Origin of the sequence: Streptomyces sp. NPDC059256, from assembly GCF_042753785.1 — a bacterium.
Taxonomy (GTDB): Bacteria; Actinomycetota; Actinomycetes; order Streptomycetales; family Streptomycetaceae; genus Streptomyces.
The window spans coordinates 141,475-165,121 of sequence record NZ_JBHYZO010000013.1 but is presented as its reverse complement, the minus strand read 5'-3'; the positions used below and the strand labels follow the sequence as shown (position 1 = coordinate 165,121).

Below are 23,647 nucleotides of genomic sequence, written 5' to 3'. Positions count from 1 at the left end.
CCGTCCGGTGCCGACGACGGAACACGCGGCCCCGCAGCCTGCCTGACGCGCACGCTCCTGCTCCTGTCGGCGCCGTTCGCTCCTGAGGAGGCCGCCCGGCCCGGCTCCCGAGACACCATCGTCGCAAATCGGACCCTGTCTCTCCGGTCGTATGCGCCCATGTGATCCCATGGGCGGGCGCCATGCAGAGAACAGGAGTACCAGTGACCAGCTATCGCCAGCCCGGGGTCGTCCTCACGGACCGCCGCTTCACCGTGCCGCTCGACCACACCGATCCCGAGGGCGAACAGGTGGAGCTGTTCGGGCGCGAGGTGGTGGCCGGCTCACGGGCCGCCGACGCACTGCCCTGGCTCATCTATCTGGAGGGCGGCCCCGGATTCGGCGCCCGCCGCTTCACCGGTCGGGGCGCCTGGCTGGGGCGCGCCGTCCAGGATTACCGCGTACTCCTCCTCGACCAGCGCGGCACCGGACGCTCCACCCCGCAGAACCGTCAGACGCTCACAGCCCGCGGCGATGCCGTAGCCCAGGCTGCCCACCTCGTCCACTTCCGCGCCGACAGCATCGTGCGCGACTGCGAAGCCATCAGGCCCCATCTGACCGGTGGCGCCCCCTGGAGCGTGCTCGGCCAGAGCTTCGGGGGATTCTGCGCCACCCACTACCTGTCCAGCGCACCTGAGGGCCTGCGCGAGGTCTTCATCACCGGAGGGCTGCCCTCCCTCGACGGTCATGCCGACGACGTCTATCGCGCCGCCTACCCCCGTATCCAGCGGAAGGTGGAGGCCCACTACGCCCGCTATCCCCAGGACGTCCGTCGGGCGCGCCGCATCGCCGCCCATCTCGCCGAACACCGCCCCGTACTGCCCAACGGCTACACCCTCACCCCGGAGGCGTTCCAGTCCCTCGGCATCCTGCTCGGCGGCGGCGACGGCAGTCACCAGCTCCACTACCTGCTGGAAGGCGCCTTCGTCCGGGTCGGTGACCGGTACGAACTCTCCGACGCCTTCCAGGAAGCTGTCCTCGGCACGCTCTCCTTCGCCGGGCACCCCCTCTACGCCGTCCTCCACGAGGCGATCTACGGCCAGGGGAAGGAGCCGACCGGATGGGCGGCCGAACGCGTGAGGGGAGAGTTCCCGCAGTTCGACGCCTCCACCGCCCTCGCCGGTGACTCCCCACTCCTGTTCACCGGCGAGACCATCCACCCGTGGCACTTCGAGAGCGACCCGGCGTTGCGCCCCCTGCGCGAAACAGCCGAACTCCTCGCGGCCCGAACCGACTGGGGCCCGCTCTACGACGCGGATCGGCTGGCCACCAATGAGGTGCCGGTTGCGGCGGCCATCTACCACGACGACATGTACGTGGACACCGAGCACTCCCTGCGGACCGCCCGCACCATCAGGGGACTGCGCACCTTTGTCACCGACGAGTTCGAACACGACGGGCTGCGCGCGGGCGGACCCAAGGTCCTGGACCGGCTGATCGCCCTGGTCAGGGACGAGGTCTAGGAAGGCCGTGATACGGCGCCGAGCCCCGCGCGGCGCCGTATTCTGCGCGCATGACCGAGCTCGTGGACCACCCAGAGACCGACCAACTGCTCCCCATGCCGAAGGACTGGCAGCGCGCACTCGCCGTCGTCGCCCACCCCGACGACCTGGAGTACGGATGCGCCGCGGCCATCGCGGTGTGGACCGACGGCGGGCGAGACGTCTCCTATCTGTTGGCCAGCCGAGGCGAGGCGGGCATCGACACCCTCGCCCCCGCCGAGTGCGCGCCGCTGCGGGAACGGGAACAGCGGGCGAGTGCTGCGGTCGTCGGCGTGTCGACGGTGGAGTTCCTCGACCACCGGGACGGCGTGATCGAGTACGGCACCGCCCTGCGACGGGACATCGCCGCCGCCATCCGGCGCCACCGCCCCGAGTTGGTCATCACCCTGAACCACCGGGACACCTGGGGCGGCACGGCTTGGAACACGCCTGACCACCGTGCGGTGGGACGGGCCACGCTGGACGCCGCCGCGGACGCGGGCAACCGCTGGATCTTCCCCGAACTGATCACCGACCAGGGTCTCGAACCGTGGAACGGGGTCCGCTGGGTCGCGGTCGCCGGGTCCACCGACCCCACCCACGCGGTGGACGCCACCGACGGGTTGGAGCGCTCCGTCCGGTCCCTGCTGGAGCACCGGACCTACATCGACGTGCTCACGGACGAGGACCCCGAGGCGTACTGCCGCTCCTTCCTGATCGGTGCTGCCGAGGCCGCGGGAACGCGCTTCGGAGGGAGGCCCGCCGTCACCTTCGAGGTGTTCGGCCGCTGACCGGGGAGACCTCGGCGGCGTAGGCCGTGTCTGACGGCCCCGGGGGCAACCCCGGGGCCGCGTGCTGCTGCGGCCCCGCTCGGCGCTGCGGCCCCGCTCGGCGCGGCGACACCGGGCGGAACGGCAGTCAGGATCGGGCTGTGGGTGACTGGATTCCGGCTCTGTGGCACCCCGAGGACGGCGTCTTCCCGCTGCGGTGCTGGTCCATGGGAAGCCCTCGACCAGCCCTTGAGCAGCCTCCGACCGGATCCGATGTACCTGCCACACTTTTGTGTGCTGTTTAATTGCGAGCGCTTTGTAATAACAGCTGATCTTCAGTAGGGGTGGGAGTCATGTTCGCCCGACCGACGCGAGCGACCGGTCCAGTCAGGTCGACCCGACCGATACGCGGCCTGGCGGCCGTAGCCGCCGCCACCGCACTGACCGCCGTCGCAGCCTGCTCCAACCCGAGCAGCGGCACCGCAGGAGCCAAGGGAGCCGGAGAGTCGGCGGTCGTCGGCATCGCTTACGAACCCGAGAGCCTCAGCCCCCTCCTCGGCTTCGGCAAGGACGGCAACTCCAAGATCTTCGACGGGTTGCTCAGCTTCGACGCGGAGATGAAGCTCAAGCCGGCGCTGGCCTCGGCCCTCCCCACGATCAGCGCGGACGGACTGACCTACACCTACCCCCTGCGCAAGGGCGTGAAGTTCAGCGACGGCAAGCCCTTCACCGCCAAGGACGTCGTCTTCACCTACCGCACGATCCTCGACGCCAAGACCAACAACGCCTCCCGTTCGGAACTGGACGCGATCAAGGACGTCAAGGCGGTCGGCGACGACACCGTGGTCTTCACCCTGAAGTACCCCTATGCGCCGTTCGCCCAGCGCACCGTGCTCCCCATCGCACCCGAGCACATAGCCGGCCGTCAGGACGTCAACACCGGCCCCTTCACCACCAGGCCGATCGGAACCGGACCCTATGTCCTGACCAACTGGTCCAAGGGCGAGAAGATCCAGTTCAAGGCCAACCCCGGCTACTGGGGCGGCGCACCCAAGGTGAAGAAGTTCACCATGGCGATCATCAAGGACGACGACGTCCGCGCCACCCGACTCCGTGCCGGAGACCTCGACGGAGCCATCCTGCCGCCCAACCTCGCGGCCGGCTTCAAGGGCGACAAGGCGAAGAAGACCCACGCGGCCACCACGTACGACTACCGGACCGTCACCCTCCCCACGGGTAACAAGGTCGCCGGTGACACCGCGGTCCGACAGGCACTCGACATCGCTGTCGACCGTCAGACCATGGTCGACAAGATTCTCGAAGGCGCAGGAAAGCCCGCCTACGGCCCGGTGCCGACCGGTAGCGAGTGGTTCGCCCAGGGCACCGAACGCACCCATGACCTGACCCGTGCGAAGAAGATCCTCGACGACGCGGGCTGGAAGCCGGGCGGCGACGGCGTCCGCGTCAAGAACGGGGTACGGGCGGAGTTCCCGCTCTGGTACGTCTCCGGTGACAAGCTCCGCCAGGACCACGCCCTCGCCTACGCCTCCGACGCCAAGAAGGCAGGCATCTCGATCAAGACCCAGGCAGGCACCTGGGAGGTGATCGAGCCGAGGATGAAGCAGGACGCCGTGCTCGCGGGCGGTGGAGCCCCCGGTGACCCCGACTTCGACCAGTACCTGCTGCTCACCTCGTCACTCGCCGGCGATGGCTTCAACAACATGGCCTGGTACGACAACCCCGTCGTCGACAAGGCCCTCCAGGACGGCCGCAAGAGCGCGGACAAGTCCGTTCGGAAGGCCGCGTACGACACGGTCCAGCGGGAACTGGTGAAGAACCCCGGCTACACCTTCCTCACCCACATCGACCACCTCTACGTCGTCGACGACCAGTGGGAGGGGCTGACCAACCAGATCGAGCCCCACGACCACGGCCTCGCCTCCGGCCCCTGGTGGAACGTCGAGGACTGGACCCCGAAGAAGTGAAGTCCGCGCTCGTCGAGCAGGAGGCGGTGCCCGCGTCGGGACGCCGCCTCCCGTGGCTGGCGATGGCTCGGATGGCAGGGCGGCGCGCGCTCTTCGCCCTGCCCATCCTGATGGCGGTGACCTTCGGTGTGTTCGCGGTGGCCGCGGCCTCCCCGTTCGACCCGGTCAAGGCGTACACCGGCACCGCCGGACTCACCGCGAGCGAGCAGACGCTCGCCGAGATCCGGGCGAACCTCGGCGCGGACGAGCCCTTCGTCAACCGCTGGTGGAACTGGCTCATCAACGCGCTCCAAGGTGAGCTCGGAGACTCCAGCGTGATGCGTCAACCCGTCGTCGACGTCATCAGCGAACGCATCGGCTGGTCCGTGCTGCTGGCCGTCACCGCCTTCGCGATCGCCATCCTGCTCGGGACCACGCTCGGTGTCCTGGCCGGACGTCGCCCGGGAGGCTGGCTCGACCGCGGCGTCAGCTCGGCCGCCTACACCCTCGAAGCCGCGCCCGCCTTCTGGCTCGGGCTGCTGGCCATCTGGTTCTTCGCCCTCGAACTCGGCGTGCTACCGGCCGGCGGGCTCACCGACACCGCCAGCGACGTCGTCACCTTCGACCAGGTCGCCACCCATCTGGTGCTGCCGTCGGCCGTCCTCGGCGTGTCCCAGATGCCCTGGTTCTACCTCTACGTACGCCAAGGAGTCTCGGACGCGCTGGACGAGGACCCCGTCCGCGGCGCCCGCGCCCGTGGACTGAGCGAACGGACCGTGCTCCTCGGCCATGCCCTGCGCTCCGGCATGCTGCCCATGCTCACCCTCATCGGGTCCCGAGTGCCGGAGCTGATCACCGGGGCACTCCTGGTCGAGACGGTATTCAGCTGGCCCGGCATCGCCGCGGCCACCGTCACCGCCGCCACCTCCGTGGACTTCCCCCTGTTGGCCGCACTCACCGTACTGGCGACCACCGCGGTGCTCCTCGGCAACCTCCTGTCCGATCTGCTCTACGGACTAGCCGACCCGAGAGTGGGCTTCGATGGCTGACACCCTGCCCACCACCGCGTGGCGCTCACACGGTCGCACCCGCCGCTCCACCCGAACCGTTCGGCTCTGGTCCTCCGCGGTGATCGTCGCGCTGGTGACCCTCGCCGTGCTCCTGGTGCCGCCCATCGTCCAGCTCGACGAACAAGCGGTCGATTTGTCGATGAAGCTTCAGCCGCCATCCTGGGAGCATCCCTTCGGCACCGATGACGTGGGCCGCGACCTGCTCCTCCGCTGTATCTACGGACTGCGGATCTCCCTCCTCGTGGGTCTCGTCGCCGCCCTCGTCGCCACGGTCATCGGCACCCTCGTCGGCGCGGCGGCAGCAGCCTTCGGCGGTTGGACCGACCGTGTGGTGATGCGCCTGGTCGACACGTTCGCATCCGTACCGCACCTGCTCCTCGGCATCTTCATCGTGGCGATGTTCCGCCCCGGGGTGTGGCCAGTCGTCATCTCCGTCGCCCTCACCCACTGGCTCTCCACCGCCCGGATCGTGCGTTCCGAAGTGCTCTCACTGCGCTCCCGACCCCACATCGACGCGGCGATCTCCGGCGGCGCATCCCGACGCCGGGTGACCGTCCGCCATCTGCTCCCCAGCGTGCTGCCCCAAGCCGGACTCGCGGCCGTGCTGATGGTGCCCCACGCCATGTGGCACGAATCCGCGCTCTCCTTCCTCGGGCTCGGCCTCCCCACCCACCAAGCCAGCCTCGGCAATCTGGTGCAAACCGCGCGCAGTTCACTGCTGGCCGGCGACTGGTGGCCCACGCTCTTCCCCGGACTCTTCCTGATCGTTCCCACCCTCGCCATCGCCGGGCTCGCCGGCATCTGGCGGGACCGCATCAACCCACGTCGCCGATCGGAGCTGATGCTGTGAGCGCCGTACTGTCGGTACGTGACCTCTCCGTACGCTTCCGGATGCGCGGCGGCCGTCACATAGCCGCCGTCACCTCCGCCTCCTTCGACCTGGCACCGGGACAGTGTCTGGTCCTCGTCGGAGAGAGCGGCTGCGGAAAGTCCGTCCTGGCGTCCGCACTGCTCGGCCTGCTGCCCGGCAACGCCCAGACCGCAGGCACCGCGACCGTCGGTGGCATCGAACTGCTGGGCGCGGACGAACGAACCCTCGCCCGACGAGTACGCGGACGGCTCATCGGTCTCGTGCCGCAGAGCCCGGCCGCCCATCTCACCCCCGTACGGACCGTCGGCGCGCAGCTCGAAGAAACCCTGCGCGCCCTCACTGACACCCCTCGACGCGACCTGCGCTCCGCCGCCGTCACAGCCGCCGGACGCGCCGCTTTTCCGGTGAGCCACCTCGACCGGTACCCGCACGAACTCTCCGGAGGGCTGGCGCAACGCGCCGCCACCGCGCTCGCCCTCATCGGCGACGCGCCGCTCCTGCTCGCCGACGAACCGACGACCGGACTCGACCGGGACCTGGTGAACCGCACGGCGGACGAGCTGCGTCGCCACACCGACGACGGCCGCGCCCTCCTCATGATCACGCACGACCTTGCGGCGGCCGAACGCATCGCCGACCGGATCGCCGTCATGTACGCCGGAAGGATCGTCGAACTCGCCGACGCCACGACGTTCTTCGGGGCCCCGGGACCTCGTCACCCCTATGCGCGCGGGCTGCTCGCAGCCCTCCCGGAGCGGGACTTCACCGCGATCCCCGGAATGCCACCGGAACTCGGGGACCTCCCGGACGGCTGCGCATTCGCGGCACGCTGCGACCGTGCAACGGAACTCTGCGGAACACGCCCTGCGCTGACCGAACAGGTGGCCTGCCATCACCCCGTGATGTCGACGACGGAGCAGGAGTCGGCACATGCCTAGGGCGGTCGGTGGAAGTGGCGCTGTCCACCTGGTGGGCGGGGAGCAATTCTGGCGTGTCGTCGGCGTGACGCCCAACGGAGATGTGCGGCGTGTTGGCGGTCCGGCCCTGTCCCTGTCGAGCGTTCCTCGGGCGCGCCGTCCCGCCGAGGGAGCCGAACACGCCCTGCCCCAGGGCATCGGCCGCAGGGCCGCACACGACCCGGCCGCCCATGTACACCTCTCGTTCGCCGGTCAGGAGCCCCGCCGTGCTTGAACTCCACGAGATCACCGCTGGGTACGACCGCCGGGCACCCGCGGTACGGGGTGCGTCCCTCACCCTCGATCAGGGCGAGTCCATCGGACTGCTCGGTCCGAGCGGGTGCGGCAAATCGACCCTGGCGAAGGTCGCCGCGCTCCTTCACCGCCCGTACCAGGGCCACGTCCGCATCGACGGTCGACCGGTCCACGGCTGGCGACACTCCGCGCCTCAGGCGCAGCGCACCGCAATCGGCGTCGTGTTCCAACAACCGAGGCTCTCCGCAGACCCCCGACTCGCGCTCAAGGACCTCATGGCGGAACCCCTGCGGGCAACCGGCCGGCGCGCTGAGATCGTGCCGCGCATCAAGGAACTGTCCGCAGCGGTCGGGCTTACCGAGGAACTGCTCAACCGGCGCCCCCATGAGGTGAGCGACGGCCAACTGCAACGCGCCTGCCTCGCCCGCGCCCTGGTCCTGCGGCCACGATGGCTGGTGTGTGACGAGATGACCGCGATGCTGGATGCCTCGACCACGGCCGCGCTGGTCGCCGTTGTCGAGGAGTTCCGTCGCGAGAGCGGCGCCGGACTTCTCGCCGTCGGCCACGACCGGGTGTTGTTGGAACGCTGGTGTGATCGAACGATCCAATGGCCCGACATCGTCGACGGCGGCTGAACCGCTCCCGAGCAGTGGTGGATCCGGGCGGTCCAGTGGGTGCCACCGGCGGTGATTGCCGTGTTCCGGAAGATGACACCCCACCGGCAGTCCCGGTCGGTCGGTCCCTCTCGCGGCAGCCGTTCGTTCCACCGGCCTCGCAGGTGGGCGGCACGGGCCGTGGATCCGGGGGGACGACCTTGCTCACGGTACTGGTGTCCGACGGTGTGCTCTCGGCGGTGAAGCGGACCATCCGCCCCACGAAAATCCAGAGGCCGCACGACGACCGCAATCGATAGCTTCGTCCCATGCATGAAGACGACGGATACTTCGGAGAGTCGATCGCCGCCACCTACGACGATGCGCATACAAGCATGTTCGATTCGGTTGCCGTGGGCCCGACGGTCGACCTATTGGCCGAACTCGCCGGCGAAGGCCCGGCCCTGGAGTTCGGCATCGGTACCGGTCGGGTCGCACTTCCCTTGGCCGCCCGCGGGGTGACGGTCCATGGCATCGACCTTTCCCGGGCGATGGTCGACAGATTGAGTGCCAAACCGGGCGGGGACGCCATCGACATCACGCTGGGGGACTTCGCGACGACGCGGGTGGCGGGCGACTTCACCCTCGCCTACCTCGTCTTCAACACGATCAACAATCTGACCACCCAGGAAGCACAGGTGGCCTGCTTCCGCAATGCCGCCGCCCATCTGCGGCCGGGTGGCCGGTTCGTCATCGAAGTGGGGGTGCCGGCCCTACGCCTCCTACCGCCAGGACAGAGCGCCGTGCCGTTCCACATCAGCGCCACACGGTGGGCGTTCGACACGTACGACGTCGCCACCCAGGCGATGAGCTCCAACTACGTCACCGTGGGCGAGGGAGGGCAGGCCAAGCACACGTCCATCCCGTTCCGCTATGTATGGCCGGCAGAGTTGGACCTCATGGCCCAACTCGCCGGGCTGCGGCTGTGCGGCCGATGGGAGGGATGGTCACGGGAGCCGTTCACGAACGAGAGCCACCAGCACATCTCCGTCTGGGAGAAGCCGTCCATCTGAACAGGACGAGCGAGCGACCCCCATGGGCGAAAATCTGACGGATCATCGGATGAGTGTGAGAGGTGGGCCACGGCCGTGGCGGGGTGGTCCACCTCTGCGGCGATCCGACTCTCCGCCGTCGCCCGCACGACTCGGTCCGTCTCTCTGCTGCACCAGGGGCCGTCTTCCCAACACCTCGCAGGGCGTGGGTCGATCGCTTTCCCGGTACCCCGCCGTCCATCAGTTACCCGAGCGCGTTTGCCAACCACCCGTACGGCCGACACGCCACGGCCGCCCCAAGGCCACCTGCTACGCCAGACTGACGGCCGAATGCCGCAATTCCGGCACGGTACAGGAGGTTGGCGATGGCCATTTCGATCTCGGTAGTGCTGCTCTTGGTGGTGCTCGCGGCGGTCTTTCTCCGCAGCGGCGGGCTGAAGTTCTCCCACGCACTGGTCTGCGCGCTGCTCGGCTTCTTCCTCGCCAGCACCAGCATGGCCCCGACCATCTACGAAGGTGTCGCGGCCACCGCCGAGGTCGTGAGCAGCCTGCACCCTTAGGTCGTGCCTTCGAAGTGGCGTCGTACCGTGATGTAGTCCGTGCGCCAGGGCCGGGTGTCGCCCTGGAGGCCGTCAGGCTTCGTCGGTGTTGACCAGACGGGAGCGGATCAAGAACCTCACTCCCTCAGGTGCCTCCAGCGAGAACCCACTACCGCGACCTTCCACCACGTCGACGATGAGTCGAGTGTGGCTCCACAACTCGTACTGACTGCGTGACATCCAGAAGGGGACCGTTTCCGCCAATCCTTCTACCCGGAGGTCCTCCAGAAGGATGTCAGAGGCGCCGGTACGAAACTCTCCGCGCGGGAAGCACATGGGAGCGCTTCCGTCACAGCAGCCACCTGACTGATGGAACATCAAAGGACCGTGCGTCAGACTCAGCCGTCGCAGCAACGAGGCGGCGGACCCGGTCAGCTCCACGCGTGGACGTTTCGTCATCCCTCCAGCAGACCACTGCGGCGGTTGCAACACCGTTGCCGATCGCATCGATTGCCCACGGATCCCCATGCCTGGCCGGCGCGTCCGGGGCGGGCAAGACCAGCCCCTTCGTCTCCCGCTCCGGACCCTCGGGGCGGTCGGCTCATCGGACCTGATGATGATCGGCCGAACTCGGCCATCGGTGGGATTCCGCAGGGGAGGTGGAGCCGGGCGCACCTCGGCGCCGCGGAACCAACGCACCTCTCTGGCACGTTGGTTCCTTGACCGAGGCCCCCGGGCCGAGCACACGAGGACGGGATGGAAGACATGCCACTGGAGGGCGAGTACGAGCCGAGCCCGGAGAAGTGGGTCCGCGACCAGGTCGAGTTGTACGAGAGCTCCGGAGGCACCAAGGGGACGTCGATCCAGGGCATGGCGGTGGTCGTGCTCACTCATCGCGGAGCCAAGAGCGGAAAGCTCCGCAAGTCACCCGTGATGAGGGTCGAGCACGACGGCCGGTATGCGGCGGTCGCCTCCATCGGTGGCGCCCCCAAGAATCCGCTCTGGTACCACAATCTGCGCGTGAATCCGTTCCTGGAGCTCCAGGACGGACCGGTGCGACGGGACATGGTCGCTCGGGAGGTCACCGGTGCGGAAAAGGCCGAGTGGTGGGATCGCGCGGTGGCGGTGTTCCCGCACTACGCCCAGTATCAGGAGAAGACGGACCGGGAGATCCCCGTCTTCGTTCTGGAAGCGGTCTCGACGAGCGAATGATGTGGGTGGGCGCCGCTCGACGGCCGGCCTGGTGCGGGCCGGGACCCCGGAGCGGCGCCGACTCCGCTCCGAGGTCCTGGTCCGCCCACCCATGGGCATCCAGCCATCCACTGCCCATCGGTGGTCCCACCACTGTTCTCTGTGGTGGGTGGTTCACCTCAGCCGAACGCGCCGCACCTTAGGCCGTGATCACCCCCGCCATGCTGCTGACCGGCCAGGATGAGACGACAGCCCCTACGGTGGCGACGCTGTCCGACTGCTTGTGGATCATGATCGGCACACTACCGACGCAGGAATTCAGTCAACACCGCGGCACGTTGCGAGGAGGTTGCAAGGTCATTGGGGACGGCGGGGGACACGCTGATTTCGGCCCTCTTGCCCATGGTGGCGTCGACCCGGGAGTGCGCAGTCCGTGTTCGGGGCCGTTCACGTCCGTTCAGGTCCGTTCAGGTCTCTGTGGTTGTGAGGACACCGGTCTGATAGGCGCGTGCAACGAGGTGTGCCCGGTTTCTGGCATCGAGTCGGCGTTTGAGGGCCCCGAGCCGCAGTCGTACCGTCGACTCGCCCATGGCCAACTCCCGTGCCACCTGGGCGTCGGAGGCTCCGGCCGCCACCAGTTGGAGGATGGTCACCTCGTCTTCCGGCCAGCGTGAGGCATCGGCGGACTGGGAGGCGGGGCGTCGGGAGATCATCGCGATGAACTCCTGAGGATCTCCTGCGGAATCATGGGCCAGCGTGAGCAGGAGGGACACCGGCACGGGTGAGCCGTCCTGGGGGCGGATGAGTTCGGTGTCGACACGGTGCTGGGCGCGTCTACCGTCCAGCAGTTCCTGCAACACGGGCCGCACCCATGAGTCCGGCCCGTCCGCCGCGATGTCGATCAGGGTCATGCGTTGGAGTTCGGCCGCACCGGATTCCAGGAGGGCCGCGAACGCCGGATTGACCTCCGCCAGTGCACCCTCCAGGTCGATGACGGCGATGCCGACGGGCGAGCGCTCGAAGAGGGTCGCGAGTCGGGTCTCACGCTCCACCATCCGGTCCCGGACCGCCATCTCCTCCGTGAGGTCGACGAAGACGCCACCGACGGTGTCATCGCCCTGCTCCGACAGGGGGAACCGATAGCCGAACGCATGGCCGAGCGTTCCGTCGGCCCGGGTGAACCTGGCGCGGAAGGAACGGGGTCGGCCATCCGCGATGACGGCCGTTTCCTCGCCCTCCTCGTCGCTCTGAGGTGGTCCGGCGGACCGGAAGTCCTCGGTCCGACGTCCGATGATCTCGGAGAGTTCCCTGCCGGCGGCACGGAGGAAAGCGGGGTTGGCCCAGGTGTAACGGAGTTGGGAGTCCTTGGTGTAGGCCAGGGCGGGCAGGAGTTGCATAAAGGTGCGGAAGCGTTCCTCGGCTTCGGTCCAGGCGCGCTCGGCCTTCACCCGGGCTGTCATGTCGACGAACGTGCCGCCCACCAGGACGGTGCCGTCCGGTTGCGGTACGGGGAACTTGTGGCCGACGAGGAACATGGTGGAACCGTCGGCGAGCCGAACCGTCTGTTCCATGCTCAGCGCCTCGCCGGTGGCGATGACCTGCTCGGTGGAGGGGGAGAACTGCTCGGCCGTACCCGGGCCGTGCAGTTCGTCGGGATGGACGCCGAGCACCTCTTCGCGGGGTCGGTCCAGCCAGCGCAGGAAGGTCTCGTTGACCCACACGAGCCGGTCCTCGCGGTCCGCGAGGAAGGAGAAGGCGGGGCTGTAGTCCATGAAGAGGACGAACCGGCCGTCCGCGGCGGGTGCCTCGCCCCCGGCATGAGCACCGCCCTTGGATTCGTCCATGCGTGCCTTCCCGCGCCAGTCGGTCGCCGGGCGGCCAGACGTCCCGGTCTGGAGTGCGAAGCTTCACTCCATGGCGTTCATACACGTGGATTCTACTGCGAAGCTGTTGAAATCAGCCGAAACAGCCATTTCGCAGCGATAGGCGAACGCGTCCGAGTGGGGCCAGGTCTCGGTGGTGCGGGTGGCAACGGGCGCGATCAGACGGCTCCGGTCGCCGCGCTCACCGCCGCCTTGCGTACACGAAGACCTGCGGCTCGGTGATCGCTCCATCCGTCTCCGGAGTGAAGTCCAACTCTTCGGTGCGCAGGACCTGAAGGTCGGCAGCCTTCAGTAGTGCGGTGAATGCCTCCGCGGCGAAGCTCGTCACCTCGACCTCGTGTCCCATCCACTGCCCGGCAACGCCCTCCACGTCCAGGGGCACGGTCGCGGCCAGCAGATGACCGCCCGGGCGAAGCCAGCGGGCGATCTTGCGGATGAGGTCCTTCTGGTCGGACCGGGGCATCTGCAGGAACGGGTAGAAGGCGCAGACGGCATCCACGCTCGCGTCCGGCAGCTCCAGGGTTCGGGCGTCCTGGTGGCGGAAGGATGCATTCGGCACCTGTCGGCGGGCGATCTCCACCATGCCGGGGGAGATGTCCACGCCGAGGACGCGATGGCCCGCGTCGGCGAGTGTCTGTGCGGTGGGTCGCCCGGTTCCGCTCCCGATGTCGAGCACCTCGCTGGCCGGAGCGAGCTGCTCGGTCAGCCAGGTCAGCGCCGTTCGATGCGCTGGAGCGTTACCGAACGCCTGTTCGTACTTCAGTCCCAGTGCATCGAAGAGTTCTGCCGCGGGAGTCGGTCGCTGGGTCATCTCTACCTCCGGTGTTGATCGCCGCTGGGGTCCTTTCCCTGATTCGCCCCCGGAATGCCTGTCGACGGGGAACGGCTACCCGGGTGCCCTGCCGAGTGGACCACTGATGACCCCGCTGAGGCACCTAAAAATCCGGCAATGGGCCTTTTTGGTTCTTGTCAAGAGGAATCGCACTCTTTGCTTGGCGGATGCGCCATGAAGAGCGCTCCCGCGCCCTGTGATCGGCGTCGCTCTCCGGGGAGCCTGGCAGAAGCGGACCTCTCAGGTTCGTACCGACCCGGCCGACGGCCCCGGAGGGAGAGGAACCACCATGCTCGACGCCCACTTGGATCTCACTCCCCTCGACCGGGCTCCGCGCCACTCGAAGGGTGAGGCCGGTACGGCCCCGGGTGCCGTGATGACCTGCTTCCGTCGGAGGCCCTCACCCACCGTGCACATCGATGCACTGTGGGAGCCGAGCCCCGCCCGTCGGGCCGCCGTCGGTGCGGTCGACGTGCCGACGCCCCCCTCCGCCGTGGCCGTGTTCTCCTGGCACCTCGCCCCGGACCTCACGGCCGTCGCAACGGCCCGTCGACTCGTGCGGCTCCAGTTGACCAGCTGGAACCTGGACGACATGGACGAGGACGCCTGCCTGATCACCTCGGAACTGGTGACCAACGCCCTGTTGCACGCCCAGGGAACCGTCGTCCTCACCGTCAGGCTCGTCCAGGGGCACGGCCCCGAGGGAGCCGTCGTGCGGATCGAGGTCCAGGACCAGGGGCCGTGCGACGAGGCGAAGCAGAGCATGCCGTTGCCTCCCGCAACGCCGTCCGCCGACATGGACACGGGCGGCCGGGGACTGCATCTGGTGGCCCATCTGGCCGAGATCTGGGGGGAGTCCGGTACCCCGGAGGGCCATGTCGTCTGGGCCGACCTCCGTGGTTCCGGGCAGACCTGCTAGGACACGGCCGCCCGGAGTTCCCTTGGCGCCCTGCCGCTCATTCCTGAGACGAGATGAGACTCGATGAACGCAGCAGCCCCCTGTGCCCTGAGCCACAGGGGGCCGGTGCCCATGTCCTCGCTGCCGAGGGCGAGTCGCCGGGCGCCACGTAGGATCGCTGCGTGTTCGAAGCCCCACGGAAACCCACCAGTGCGATCCGAGCCTTCGTGGTCCTCGCCCTGATCGCGATCCTGCCCTTCGTCCTCGCCATCACCTCTCAGTCGTCGACCGTCGTCAACGGTGAACTGACCGACTACAGCTACCTCAATCTGACCGCACTGCTCGGCGGTGTCGCGGCTCTCTGGTACGCGATCAAGACCTTTGCCGCGGCGCGAACGGCCTCGACCCTGACCGTGACGCTCTCGGTGGCACTGGTTCTCGTCACCGTGGTGGCCCTGTTCCAGGTGGTGCGTGGCAGTGGGATGGTCCCGCGTGCCACCGAGTGCACGGCCTCACCCAGCTTCGACCTCTGTCGACCGAAGGCTTCCTGAGCGCCACTCGTCCTGGACTTCCGCGGGGCTCGCCTTCGTCGGGCTATGCGGCACGCGCTGAACGGCCGAGGAGGACCGGCAGGGTGGTGATGTCGTTGCCGATGAAGGAGTGGAGGTGCTCCAACTCCCGGGGAGGCGTCGCGAGCGTCAGTCCGGGGAACCGGGCGAAGAGCGCCGGGAGGGCCACGGAGGCTTCGAGGCGTGCCAACGGCGCGCCCAGACAGTAGTGAATGCCATGGCCGAAGGCGAGATGGGACTTCTCCTTCCGGCGGATGTCGAAGGTTTCGGGGTCGTCGTGGACCGAAGGGTCGCGACCATGGGCACCGAACCCGATGATCATGGGGTCCCCGGCCCGTATCACGACCCCTTCGCCCAGATCGATGTCCTCGGTCGCCCAGCGCATCGGCATGTGCATCACGGAGGGATGCAGTCGCAGGGTCTCTTCGATGACATCGGCCCAGGCGGACGCGTCGTTCAGCGCGATATCGAGCTGGCCCCGGTGGAGGAGGAGTTCCGTGACCGCGTGCCCGATGAGCGCGATGGCCGTGCCGCTGCCCGCCCCCAGCATCAGGATCAGCATGTCGATGAGTTCCTGCTCGCTCAGTCGGTCACCGCTCTCCTCGTGTGTGGCCAGGAGCAGACTCGTCATGTCCTCCCCGGGATGCCTGCGCTTGGTCTCGATGAGTTCGCGGATCGCGACTTCCAGAGCGCTGCTGACGGCGGCGGCTTCCTCCGCGGCCACCCCGGTGGACAGGACCGCGTTGAACAACTCCAACATCGCCGGGCGTTGGGGGCCGGGTACACCGAAGAGGTCGCATATCACCCGGGTGGGCAGGGCGTAGGCGAACGCGGCCCGCAGATCCACTGGCTCGTCACCGTCGTACGCCGCCAGGGCGTCGAGGAGATCGTGGACGACGGCCTCCACCCGAGGGCGCATCGCGTCGATGCGCCGGGGGGCGAAAACAGGCCCGACGAGCCGTCTGAGCCTGGTGTGGTCCCGGCCCTCGGCATTGAACATGCTCTCGGCGTCCACCCAGGGCACCAGCCAGGCCACGGCGCCCGGTTGATATCCGGGCTTGGACTGCTGCGCGTCCCGGGAGACCGCCGGGTGGGAGAGCAGCTTCTTGATCACGTCGCCACGGGTCACCGACCAGGCCACCACGTCCTCGGGCAGTCTGACGGGCACGGCGGGGCCGGCCTGGCGCAGAATTTCCGCCTGCTCGTGTAATGGGGGCCCGCCAGCGCTTTCCAAGGTGATGCCGGGACAGGGGTCGAGGTCGGTCATGGGGTGGTACCTCCCGGGCTGCGAAGAGAGACCTGCGGGGTCATGGCGCACCGGGGCATTGCCTCGCCCCGATGTGTACCGCTTTCCATCAAAGGGGACCGGCTGAGCTGGCGCCAGACCGCGCGAGTCCATGAGGCGGGACACCGCCGCCTCTCCCTTCTCACCTGTCCATCCCGCGCCAAGGAACCAGCCCTCCGACCGGCCGACGGGAACCGCGCTCCCACCTTCCTTGCGCCGTGCCGCGACGCCCTGCGCCCCGTCCCCCGTCTCGCGGGCGAATCTGTCGGGCCCGGTCATCCCGGTGTTCGGCCCAGGGGCTGACTCCGGAGCGGAGGTCGGCGGGCACCGGTCCTTTTGAGGCGCTGGTCGTACGCCCGAACCCCCCCTCAGCGCCACCCGACGGCCGATTGATCCCCGGACGCAAGGGAATGAATCAGGAAGGCTGAGGATTTCCGATGTCAGCCGTCTATTGGAGCCGGGGGTTCCGATAGAAAGGGGGGTGGCAACGGTGGATATTTCGGGGAAGCCGAGTGGCTCTGTTGCCTGTTGCGGCATGATGGGCGGGACTGGCAGAAGGTGGTCAAGTCCTTCTGGCCAATGGTTGCTATTTTCTGTGCTGTTCTGCGGTTTCTGGTGCGGGAATGAAACCGCTCACTCATATTCGATCACTGATCCTGTGCGGGGAGATCGAGGTACGGGAACGGAGGGTCGCCGGTGAGTGTGCGTGTGTTACGCCAGGCCAGGGGAGTGGCTGGAGGGATTGCCCTGCCCAGAGTCGTCCTGGCTGCTCTGGGTGCCGTCGTGGTCGGAGTCGCCGTTGGCCAGGGGCTCAGCGCGGAACGACTGGTCGAAGCCCCCTGGTATTTGTATCTGGCCGGCTTCCTGCTCGCGGTGGGGTTGTACGGAAGCACGCACGACATCGCTCTCGGGGAAATGCGCCGTGATCTTCGTGTCCTCGTTCTGGCGGTAACCCTGGGGGTCCTTCTCAAGGCCCTCTTGATCGCCGGAGTGATGGTCCTGGTCTTCGGGAAACCGGAGTATCTCGTTCTTGGTATTGCGGTCGCCCAGATCGACCCATTGTCCGTGGCGGCGATGAATAAGAGCCGGCGGATGTCTCCTCGGGCCAAGTCCCTGCTGGCAGCCTGGGCTTCATTCGACGATCCGATGACCGTGCTCCTCACGTTGTACTTCTCCGTGCTCGCCTTCCAGTTGTCGGACCGCTCGGGAGGACCGGCAGCCGGCACGGTCGGCGAAGGCTCCTCGGCCTTTCTGGCCGGCCTGGGCTGGAACCTCGTCCTGCTCCTCGCCGTCGCGGTGCTGTGGGGCGTACCCCGCTGGTGGCTGCGCAGGTCACGGCTCCGCCCGGGACCGCGGCCGACCGCTCGTACGGGGTCCGCACTGGCGGACGGCCTCAGCCTGGTGCTGGCCCTGGTGCTGATCGCCGTTGCGGCGGGTTGGATGTTGATGGCTGCGGTGGCCGTTGCCGGGCTCTTCCTCCGGGTGGGCCGGTACGGCCCCCTCGTCCAACGAGCCGTGTCCGTCGCCTTTGTGCTGGCTGCCGCGATCCTCGGCTTGCTACTCGCAGAGGGGATCGCTCCCTGGCGGGGCTTCGTGCTGGGTCTTGCTGCGTTCGGTGCTCAAGTGGTCATCGGCTTGTGGGTTGCGCCACGGCTGATCTCGGGCCTTGGGCGGAGCGATCGGGTCCAGTTGGGTCTCGGTCAGCAGAACGGCATCACGGCCATCATCTTGGCGCTCGCCCTGGAGCCCGACTTCCCCGGCACGGTGGCCATCGTCGGACCCGCGATCCTCACGGTCAACGCGCTGTACTACTTCACCAACGGAGCCTGGGCGGCATGGGAGGACCGTACTGGAGGTCGATACCACCAGGATCAGGAAGGCCCTTGCGGGCTGCTGCAGGAGCCGATGGAGAGTGCCGATACAGCCAAGCCCTAGGGCGAACGGGGGATACGGGTGAGATGCGGCATGTGGTTAAGGGGTTGGGCGCTTCTGTGGTGCCTCGGCGTACTTCTGTTGCTGTCGGCCTCCCGTTCGGTGGGGGACACCCTCGCGGTAGGGGAACGGGATGTCACGGCCGTGCCCGGTCCGACGGCTGCCACCCCCGCGGGGAACGCGGATACGGGCAAGGGAGCCGGTGTCGACGATGTCCACACGGTGTACTGCCTGGCCAAGGAGCGGCGCAAGGCCGTTGTGGACGCCGCGGTTCGACTCGGAGTCGCCACTGAGGCGAAGGGGAAGCCCGAACGGCTCCTTCCATCGCCACCGGGCCCCTCCCCGAAGGCCAGCGGGTCAAGGACGGTTCAGGAGTGGGCCGAGGACCGTCGGGATTCCTTTCGGCGGGTGTGCGCCGCGGTGATGGAGGCCGATGCCAACGCCTCGTCCGAACCGGGCTCATCGGGGCCGAGCCTGCTGGAGACGCTGGTGGCAGGTGCGCTGTTGGCCGTGCTCGGCGCGGGGCTCACCCTCCTGGGCGGAGCCAGCGAACGCTCCTCCGCTCGGCGCAGGGCACAGGCCGACGAGTTGGACGGGGCGACGATCCGTTTCGCGCTCGCAGCTGAAGGCTATCTGTCCGTGTGGGAGGGGGAGCGCGATGCCTCCTATACCGAACTCGACTCCACGCGGGGTGAGTTGGTGGTGGCCCTGCGGAGATTCGGAGTCGTGGGCTCCCGGCGTGTTGAGGCCCTCGCCCTCGCCGGTTCCCTTCCGTTCGGCGAGCCGCTGTCGGACCAGACCGCGGGCGGGCCGCAGGGAAACCGGCTCCTCAAGGAACACGAGAAGCAGGCGGAGGCGAATCGACAGCGGACCCTCCTCCAGTCCACGTTGTCGGATGTTGAACGACTCGTCTCGACCTCCCTGCTGAGGCATGTGCGGCGGGTGCTCCCGGGCCGGGCCCCGAGGGGCGGGCGCGTATGACCCCGGATGAGCCCGTCAACCCGTTCGGAATCCCGGCCCCCTTCGATGTCTTCGGATCCGGCGAGATCGTCAAGCCGATGGAGGACTGCCCGCTGGCCCCCTGGCGCATTCCCGGGCATCTCAACCTCTGGGTTCCGGTGGATCACACGGACGAATTGATCAGCTCATTCGCAGCCCGGGGCCCTCAGCCCATGAGAATCGTCTCCAGCGATCCGGGCACGGGATACGTCGTCGTCGTGAGCGGGTCGACCGGTTCCGGGAAGACGTCTCTGATCAATTGGTGTATTGACGATCTATCGCGCCGGGTTAATGACTACCTGGGGCGCTCCAGCGTGTTGGAGGGCGGACTGTGGGAGCCGCACAGTGGATATGAGGGGGTCCACGTCGTCACCATGCGAGGATTCCGCAACCAGGACAACGGATTCAGCCATGAGGACGGCATCACCCTCAGCGTCTCGGATCTGAACCGCAAGATCGCCCAAGAGGTGCTCCGCAAGTTGGTGCGGGCGAAGGTGCTGACGAAGGAGACGGAGAAGACCGCGCTGAGCTTTCGGTTCGTGTCCGACATATATGCCTTGATCAGCGAGGAACTCGGCATCAGGGACCATGTCCTCATGATCGTGGTGCCGCATGTGAACTGGCGAAACCCAAAAGCCAGTCAACAATTCCTGGGTAGCTGTCACAGTCATGCTAAAGCCGGTATCGTCTTCTTTTTGGAGAGTTCTGGAAGCAGCATCGGTCAGGATGTCGAAGTGGCCTTTCATCAGTATCAGTCGACGCATCTGATGCATCTGGAGATGGGGCAGATCAAGGCCGATGACTGGGCCAGCTTCATACGCCAACGGACGGCAGACGGCGGCCTTCCCGGTAAGGCCGTGAAAATTGCCGACGAAGTCATCTCCACTAGTCCAGAAGAGCATTTGTACAGCAATGTCAGAGAACTTCAGACATTTCTCTATGCGATCTCCCAGGAGGTCATCGCAGACGGACAAGAGGAGATCGACATGGACCGACTCAGCGCGTTCGCCCTCAACTTCGGTCCGCCTGACCTCGGCGACCTTGGATACTGACCGGCTCGACCTGCAACGCGAGGAGGGATCACCTCAGTGAGTCGTACGGATGACATCTTCCAGGCAGGCAATCCCTTTCCGTTCAGCCCCGTGGTGCAGCTGGGCGCGTTCACCGACGACGTACGGACCGGCTCGGAACCTGCGACCCGGCCCGAAACCGTGGCCACCGCGGCGCTCACCCGTGTGCAGGAACAGCTCGCCGATTACTTCGCCAGGCGCGAACTGGGAGGTGGGCGCGGGCGAGCGATAGCACTTGTCGGTGAGCTAGGGATGGGCAAGAGCCATCTGGCGCGTGAGGTCGCGGCGGAAGTCCGCTCCCGCAGTACGGTCGAGCCGTTCCCGCCGCCGCTCTGGGTGATCAATGAACCGAGCATCGCCATGGGCTCGATCTACCGCAACAGGATGATGAGCCTCCGGGACGACCGCAACCGTCGTACCGCCTTCGAACAGGTCGTCAGCCACTACCGTGCCGACGTCGCGGCGAACCTGGTGGAAGCGGACGAGTCGCGTCGCTTCGGCCATGCGCGGGAGCAACTCGTCACCGGGTTGCGTGACCGGTCGTTCGACCCGCAGAAGGTCGAGCAGGCCATCGACCTCGACCGCGAGCTGATCCACCGCAACCTCGTCGAGCACCTTCGGCTCGTCACCGACCACCGGGGTTTCGCCTCGGCCCTCGCACTGCTGCTGGAAGGGCCCTACAACCGGGAGGTGTGGGACTGGCTGACCGGCGACCCGCCCTCCCGGTCGCTGATCGAGCGCGGTGTGTTCTCGTCGATCGACGCCATCGAAGGGATCTTCGACGCGCTTGCGGTCTTCGGCTTCCTGCACGGTCGGGTGGGCAAGCCGTACGTCCTCGTCCTCGACGCACTGGAGTACGTCCTGGACTGGCCCCCCGACTCCTACAACGCCTTCATCAACGGCTTCGAGATGTTGGTCAACACCTATGTCAATCAGGGCGGTCTGCTGGTCTTCTGCATCCGCCCCGAGCCGTGGAGCAGGCTCCCGCGCAGTCTTCACGAGCGCGTGCTCCAGATCTGGCCCACCCGTTTGGAGCGGGCGGAATGCGGTCGGCTCGTTCGCGCCCACGTCCGTACGCTGCCCTCCGCCGCGCTCCGGGGCGCGGGACTGGACGAGGAGCAGCGCGCGACGTACGCACCCTTCGCCACCGGGGCGATCGACGCAGTGGCGGAGCTGTCCGACGGGGTGCCCCGGCAGGCGTTGCGTGTGTGTCACCAGTCCTGGAAGATCGCGGCGGCGTCCGATGAACGCATCGCCCACATCGACGCCGATCTGATCCGGGTGGCCGTTCGCCAACTGCATGAACACCGTGACATCGGGGAGGTCCTCCACTCCGTGGAGAAGACCCTCACGGACGGTCAGTGGCGCCGAGAGCTCCACCCGCCCGAACTGGCGGCCGTCACGGGCGACGAGGTGAACGCGATCGCCTACTGGCTGCGGGTCGACGTGACCTCCGCCATCGGCATCCTCCTGGTGTCGTCCGTACTGGCGGAAGCCGATGTCACCCGCATCACCCGGGTGACGCGCACGGTGAGACGCGCCTTCGGAGCGGGCAGTTGCGAAGTGCTGGTCATCTCCAACGGCCATGTACCCCGCACCATGCGCAACCGGGTCGCACAGGCCATCGGGACCTCGCCACTGGCGGTCGGCGACGCCAGTTTCAGCGAGCAGCTGGCGCGTGCCCTGGACGTTCTGGCCGCTCGGATGGCGACGGCACGGCAGCAGACCGCGTTGGACACCCTGCGGACCCGGCTGGGCACCATGGCGGTCCAACAGGGCGAGGTGCTGCAACGCATGGACCGGTTGGACGGCCAGGTGGAGCGATGGGGAGCAACGGCACAGCCCGTGGCCGTGTCGACTGCGTCCGGCGTCTCGGGGACAGCGGCCGTTTCACTGCCCGCATCGGTGGACCGGCTGTTCACCGTCGCGAGGGAGGCCCTCGATCTGCTGACCGGCGGTGAGAGCACCACCAGCCTGCGTCAGTCGCTCGGTGTCGACACGAGCGGGATGGCCACACCCGACGGCCGACCCCACCGTATGGCCTTCACCATGGAACAGTTCCAGACATTGGGCATCACCGCGCTGCTCAGACAGCTGCTGGACGGCTTCCGCGACGGCATTGCGGGCTGGCTGCGCACCGTGGCGGCCACGGCCGGTCCCGTGCCCACCGCCGCTCAGGAGAACAGCCTCTTCATCGTGTGCAGGAGCTTCGAGATCACCTTCGAAGTGCTGCCGCCGATTCGGGCCGAACTCCTTCCCGGTGCGCGCCCCACCCAGGAACAGGGCACCCGTGCCGTGCGGCGCACCCAGGTCGGCGATGTCTTCGGACGACTCGCCGAAGAGGTTCAGCGGGCCGTCCTACGTGAAGTCAGCGGCGAAGGCGGCGGGGCGAGGGGGGAGGCAGTTCGCTGAGCACCTCGCGCAACCGCCGCTCGGCATTGCCGACCTGGTGCTGGTCGAGGGTGACACCGAGCAGGAAGTCGCCGCTGCGCCCCCCGGGCACCCAGTGGATGTAGATGGCCCCCTCCTGGACATCGAGCACGAGACGATTGATCGGGTCCCGGGTGATGGACTGGAGGGCGTCCCGCAGCCGTGCGATGTCCGTACGGAGACCTCCCGCGATGTCGCGGTACCTCCGGCGCCGGGCGTCCGGCTCGATGGCGAGGAACCGCAGGCCCAGGCGCGGACTGTCGAACGCGTCCCCCACGCATATGAGGTCCCAGCCCCGGTAGTACGCGAGGTACTGGAGGTCGGTGTGGTTGAGGAAGCGGTGCCAGATTCCCCGCAGCCGTGCCTCCATCTGCTCGTCGACCGCATGGCCGGTGAGGAACTTGAGGCCCTCCGTCCCGTCCGGGACGACGTACGGCACGTTCACGCCGCCCAGGTACTCGTTCGGGAGGTTCATCATGGCGCGCAGCTTGGTCACCAGATGGTTGAGCTGGTCGTCCATCGCGTCGACCCGACCACCGTCCACGGTGATCCCGACGATGTGCTGATCCGCCTTCACCCGGCCGCAGTACAGTGCGCCCGTCGGGGTCGCCACGACCGTGCGCATCAGCTCGCCGGTCCGCAGGGGCGCGAGTGAGCGGTCGATGTCCTGCACACAGCGGACCAGCTGGTGTCCGGGCCGGCCCTCGGCGTCGATGCGGTGGTCGACCAGCGGGCCGCTGGGCAGCGGTTCCGCGTCGGGAGCGTGCACAACGAAGTCCAGGATGCCGTTGCTGTAGTGGGCGACCGACCGTATGGCCGGGCACTGGGCGACGTGTCGCTGACAGAGTTCGCTGATGTCCTCCTGGACCTTGGTGTTCCAGTGCTCCGCGTGCAACGCCACCGGGGCATCGGGTGGTCGTCGTTCCGCAGGGGTGTCGGTCATCTCCAGTGCACTCCTTCTCGCTGCC

At 67.8% G+C, this 23,647-nt stretch carries 22 protein-coding genes; 17 read left to right on the top strand and 5 right to left on the bottom strand.

From position 1 onward, the window contains the following. Positions 1 to 203: 203 nt before the first annotated feature. From ACFXJL_RS25145 to ACFXJL_RS25100, 10 genes are all read left to right on the top strand, one after another. Positions 204 to 1,502: an alpha/beta fold hydrolase gene (locus ACFXJL_RS25145; protein WP_384695847.1), complete on the top strand. Its 1,299-nt coding sequence runs from the start codon at positions 204 to 206 to the stop codon at positions 1,500 to 1,502. Between the two features lie 50 nt (positions 1,503 to 1,552). Continuing rightward, on the top strand, positions 1,553 to 2,311 hold the full coding sequence (locus ACFXJL_RS25140) for a PIG-L deacetylase family protein (protein ID WP_358879914.1): 759 nt from the start codon (positions 1,553 to 1,555) through the stop codon (positions 2,309 to 2,311). 332 nt (positions 2,312 to 2,643) lie between these two features. Then, positions 2,644 to 4,275 (top strand): ABC transporter substrate-binding protein, encoded by a 1,632-nt coding sequence (locus tag ACFXJL_RS25135; RefSeq protein WP_384695844.1) that lies wholly within the window; start codon positions 2,644 to 2,646, stop codon positions 4,273 to 4,275. 62 nt (positions 4,276 to 4,337) lie between these two features. Further along, positions 4,338 to 5,303, top strand: coding sequence for an ABC transporter permease (locus ACFXJL_RS25130; RefSeq protein WP_384695885.1), 966 nt, complete (start codon positions 4,338 to 4,340; stop codon positions 5,301 to 5,303). Next, a complete protein-coding gene (locus ACFXJL_RS25125; protein ID WP_358879916.1) occupies positions 5,296 to 6,174 on the top strand; it encodes an ABC transporter permease in 879 nt (292 codons plus the stop codon). Before ACFXJL_RS25130 ends, ACFXJL_RS25125 begins: the two co-directional genes overlap by 8 nt. Positions 6,175 to 6,215: 41 nt before the next feature. Further along, a complete protein-coding gene (locus ACFXJL_RS25120; RefSeq protein WP_358879986.1) occupies positions 6,216 to 7,133 on the top strand; it encodes an ABC transporter ATP-binding protein in 918 nt (305 codons plus the stop codon). Next, positions 7,126 to 7,386, top strand: coding sequence for a hypothetical protein (locus tag ACFXJL_RS25115; RefSeq protein WP_384695841.1), 261 nt, complete (start codon positions 7,126 to 7,128; stop codon positions 7,384 to 7,386). Before ACFXJL_RS25120 ends, ACFXJL_RS25115 begins: the two co-directional genes overlap by 8 nt. Then, positions 7,379 to 8,041 carry an ABC transporter ATP-binding protein gene (locus ACFXJL_RS25110; RefSeq protein WP_384695838.1) on the top strand — a complete coding sequence of 221 codons (663 nt, stop codon included), beginning with the start codon at positions 7,379 to 7,381 and terminating at the stop codon, positions 8,039 to 8,041. Before ACFXJL_RS25115 ends, ACFXJL_RS25110 begins: the two co-directional genes overlap by 8 nt. 287 nt (positions 8,042 to 8,328) lie before the next feature. Then, the gene (locus ACFXJL_RS25105) at positions 8,329 to 9,072 is read left to right on the top strand and encodes a class I SAM-dependent DNA methyltransferase (protein WP_384642187.1); all 744 of its coding nucleotides are present in this window, start codon (positions 8,329 to 8,331) and stop codon (positions 9,070 to 9,072) included. A 344-nt stretch (positions 9,073 to 9,416) separates the two neighbouring features. Then, a complete protein-coding gene (locus ACFXJL_RS25100; RefSeq protein WP_329026797.1) occupies positions 9,417 to 9,611 on the top strand; it encodes a hypothetical protein in 195 nt (64 codons plus the stop codon). A gap of 72 nt (positions 9,612 to 9,683) precedes the next feature. Here the strand turns inward: ACFXJL_RS25100 and ACFXJL_RS25095 are convergent, their stop codons facing one another. After that, entirely contained in the window at positions 9,684 to 10,049 is a 366-nt protein-coding gene (locus tag ACFXJL_RS25095; protein WP_384695835.1) for a DUF779 domain-containing protein, read from the bottom strand. A gap of 306 nt (positions 10,050 to 10,355) precedes the next feature. Between ACFXJL_RS25095 and ACFXJL_RS25090 the strand changes: the two genes are divergently transcribed. Then, positions 10,356 to 10,802, top strand: coding sequence for a nitroreductase family deazaflavin-dependent oxidoreductase (locus ACFXJL_RS25090; RefSeq protein ID WP_358879987.1), 447 nt, complete (start codon positions 10,356 to 10,358; stop codon positions 10,800 to 10,802). A 446-nt stretch (positions 10,803 to 11,248) separates the two neighbouring features. On the opposite strand, the gene ACFXJL_RS25085 is transcribed toward ACFXJL_RS25090, so the two are convergent. Together ACFXJL_RS25085 and ACFXJL_RS25080 are read right to left on the bottom strand one after the other, a co-directional pair. Continuing rightward, a complete protein-coding gene (locus tag ACFXJL_RS25085) occupies positions 11,249 to 12,625 on the bottom strand; it encodes a PAS domain-containing protein (RefSeq protein ID WP_384695832.1) in 1,377 nt (458 codons plus the stop codon). Between the two features lie 220 nt (positions 12,626 to 12,845). Continuing rightward, positions 12,846 to 13,475 (bottom strand): class I SAM-dependent methyltransferase, encoded by a 630-nt coding sequence (locus ACFXJL_RS25080; RefSeq protein WP_384695829.1) that lies wholly within the window; start codon positions 13,473 to 13,475, stop codon positions 12,846 to 12,848. A 310-nt stretch (positions 13,476 to 13,785) separates the two neighbouring features. Between ACFXJL_RS25080 and ACFXJL_RS25075 the strand changes: the two genes are divergently transcribed. Together ACFXJL_RS25075 and ACFXJL_RS25070 are read left to right on the top strand one after the other, a co-directional pair. Further along, the gene (locus ACFXJL_RS25075) at positions 13,786 to 14,415 is read left to right on the top strand and encodes an ATP-binding protein (RefSeq protein WP_384642198.1); all 630 of its coding nucleotides are present in this window, start codon (positions 13,786 to 13,788) and stop codon (positions 14,413 to 14,415) included. Between the two features lie 161 nt (positions 14,416 to 14,576). Then, positions 14,577 to 14,945, top strand: coding sequence for a hypothetical protein (locus ACFXJL_RS25070; RefSeq protein ID WP_358879922.1), 369 nt, complete (start codon positions 14,577 to 14,579; stop codon positions 14,943 to 14,945). 43 nt (positions 14,946 to 14,988) lie between these two features. On the opposite strand, the gene ACFXJL_RS25065 is transcribed toward ACFXJL_RS25070, so the two are convergent. After that, positions 14,989 to 16,230 carry a cytochrome P450 gene (locus ACFXJL_RS25065; protein WP_384695826.1) on the bottom strand — a complete coding sequence of 414 codons (1,242 nt, stop codon included), beginning with the start codon at positions 16,228 to 16,230 and terminating at the stop codon, positions 14,989 to 14,991. Between the two features lie 747 nt (positions 16,231 to 16,977). Between ACFXJL_RS25065 and ACFXJL_RS25060 the strand changes: the two genes are divergently transcribed. The 4 genes from ACFXJL_RS25060 (at position 16,978) to ACFXJL_RS25045 (ending at position 22,661) form a co-directional block, all read left to right on the top strand. Then, positions 16,978 to 18,183 (top strand): hypothetical protein, encoded by a 1,206-nt coding sequence (locus ACFXJL_RS25060; RefSeq protein ID WP_384695823.1) that lies wholly within the window; start codon positions 16,978 to 16,980, stop codon positions 18,181 to 18,183. A 141-nt stretch (positions 18,184 to 18,324) separates the two neighbouring features. After that, positions 18,325 to 19,161: a hypothetical protein gene (locus tag ACFXJL_RS25055; protein WP_384695820.1), complete on the top strand. Its 837-nt coding sequence runs from the start codon at positions 18,325 to 18,327 to the stop codon at positions 19,159 to 19,161. Beyond that, a complete protein-coding gene (locus ACFXJL_RS25050; RefSeq protein ID WP_358879926.1) occupies positions 19,158 to 20,231 on the top strand; it encodes a P-loop NTPase fold protein in 1,074 nt (357 codons plus the stop codon). The genes ACFXJL_RS25055 and ACFXJL_RS25050 overlap by 4 nt, the downstream gene beginning before the upstream one ends. A 36-nt stretch (positions 20,232 to 20,267) precedes the next feature. Next, on the top strand, positions 20,268 to 22,661 hold the full coding sequence (locus tag ACFXJL_RS25045; RefSeq protein ID WP_358879927.1) for a hypothetical protein: 2,394 nt from the start codon (positions 20,268 to 20,270) through the stop codon (positions 22,659 to 22,661). Here the strand turns inward: ACFXJL_RS25045 and ACFXJL_RS25040 are convergent. Next, on the bottom strand, positions 22,618 to 23,622 hold the full coding sequence (locus tag ACFXJL_RS25040; RefSeq protein ID WP_384695817.1) for a hypothetical protein: 1,005 nt from the start codon (positions 23,620 to 23,622) through the stop codon (positions 22,618 to 22,620). The two genes, ACFXJL_RS25045 and ACFXJL_RS25040, sit on opposite strands and share 44 nt — an antisense overlap. Positions 23,623 to 23,647 lie beyond the last annotated feature (25 nt).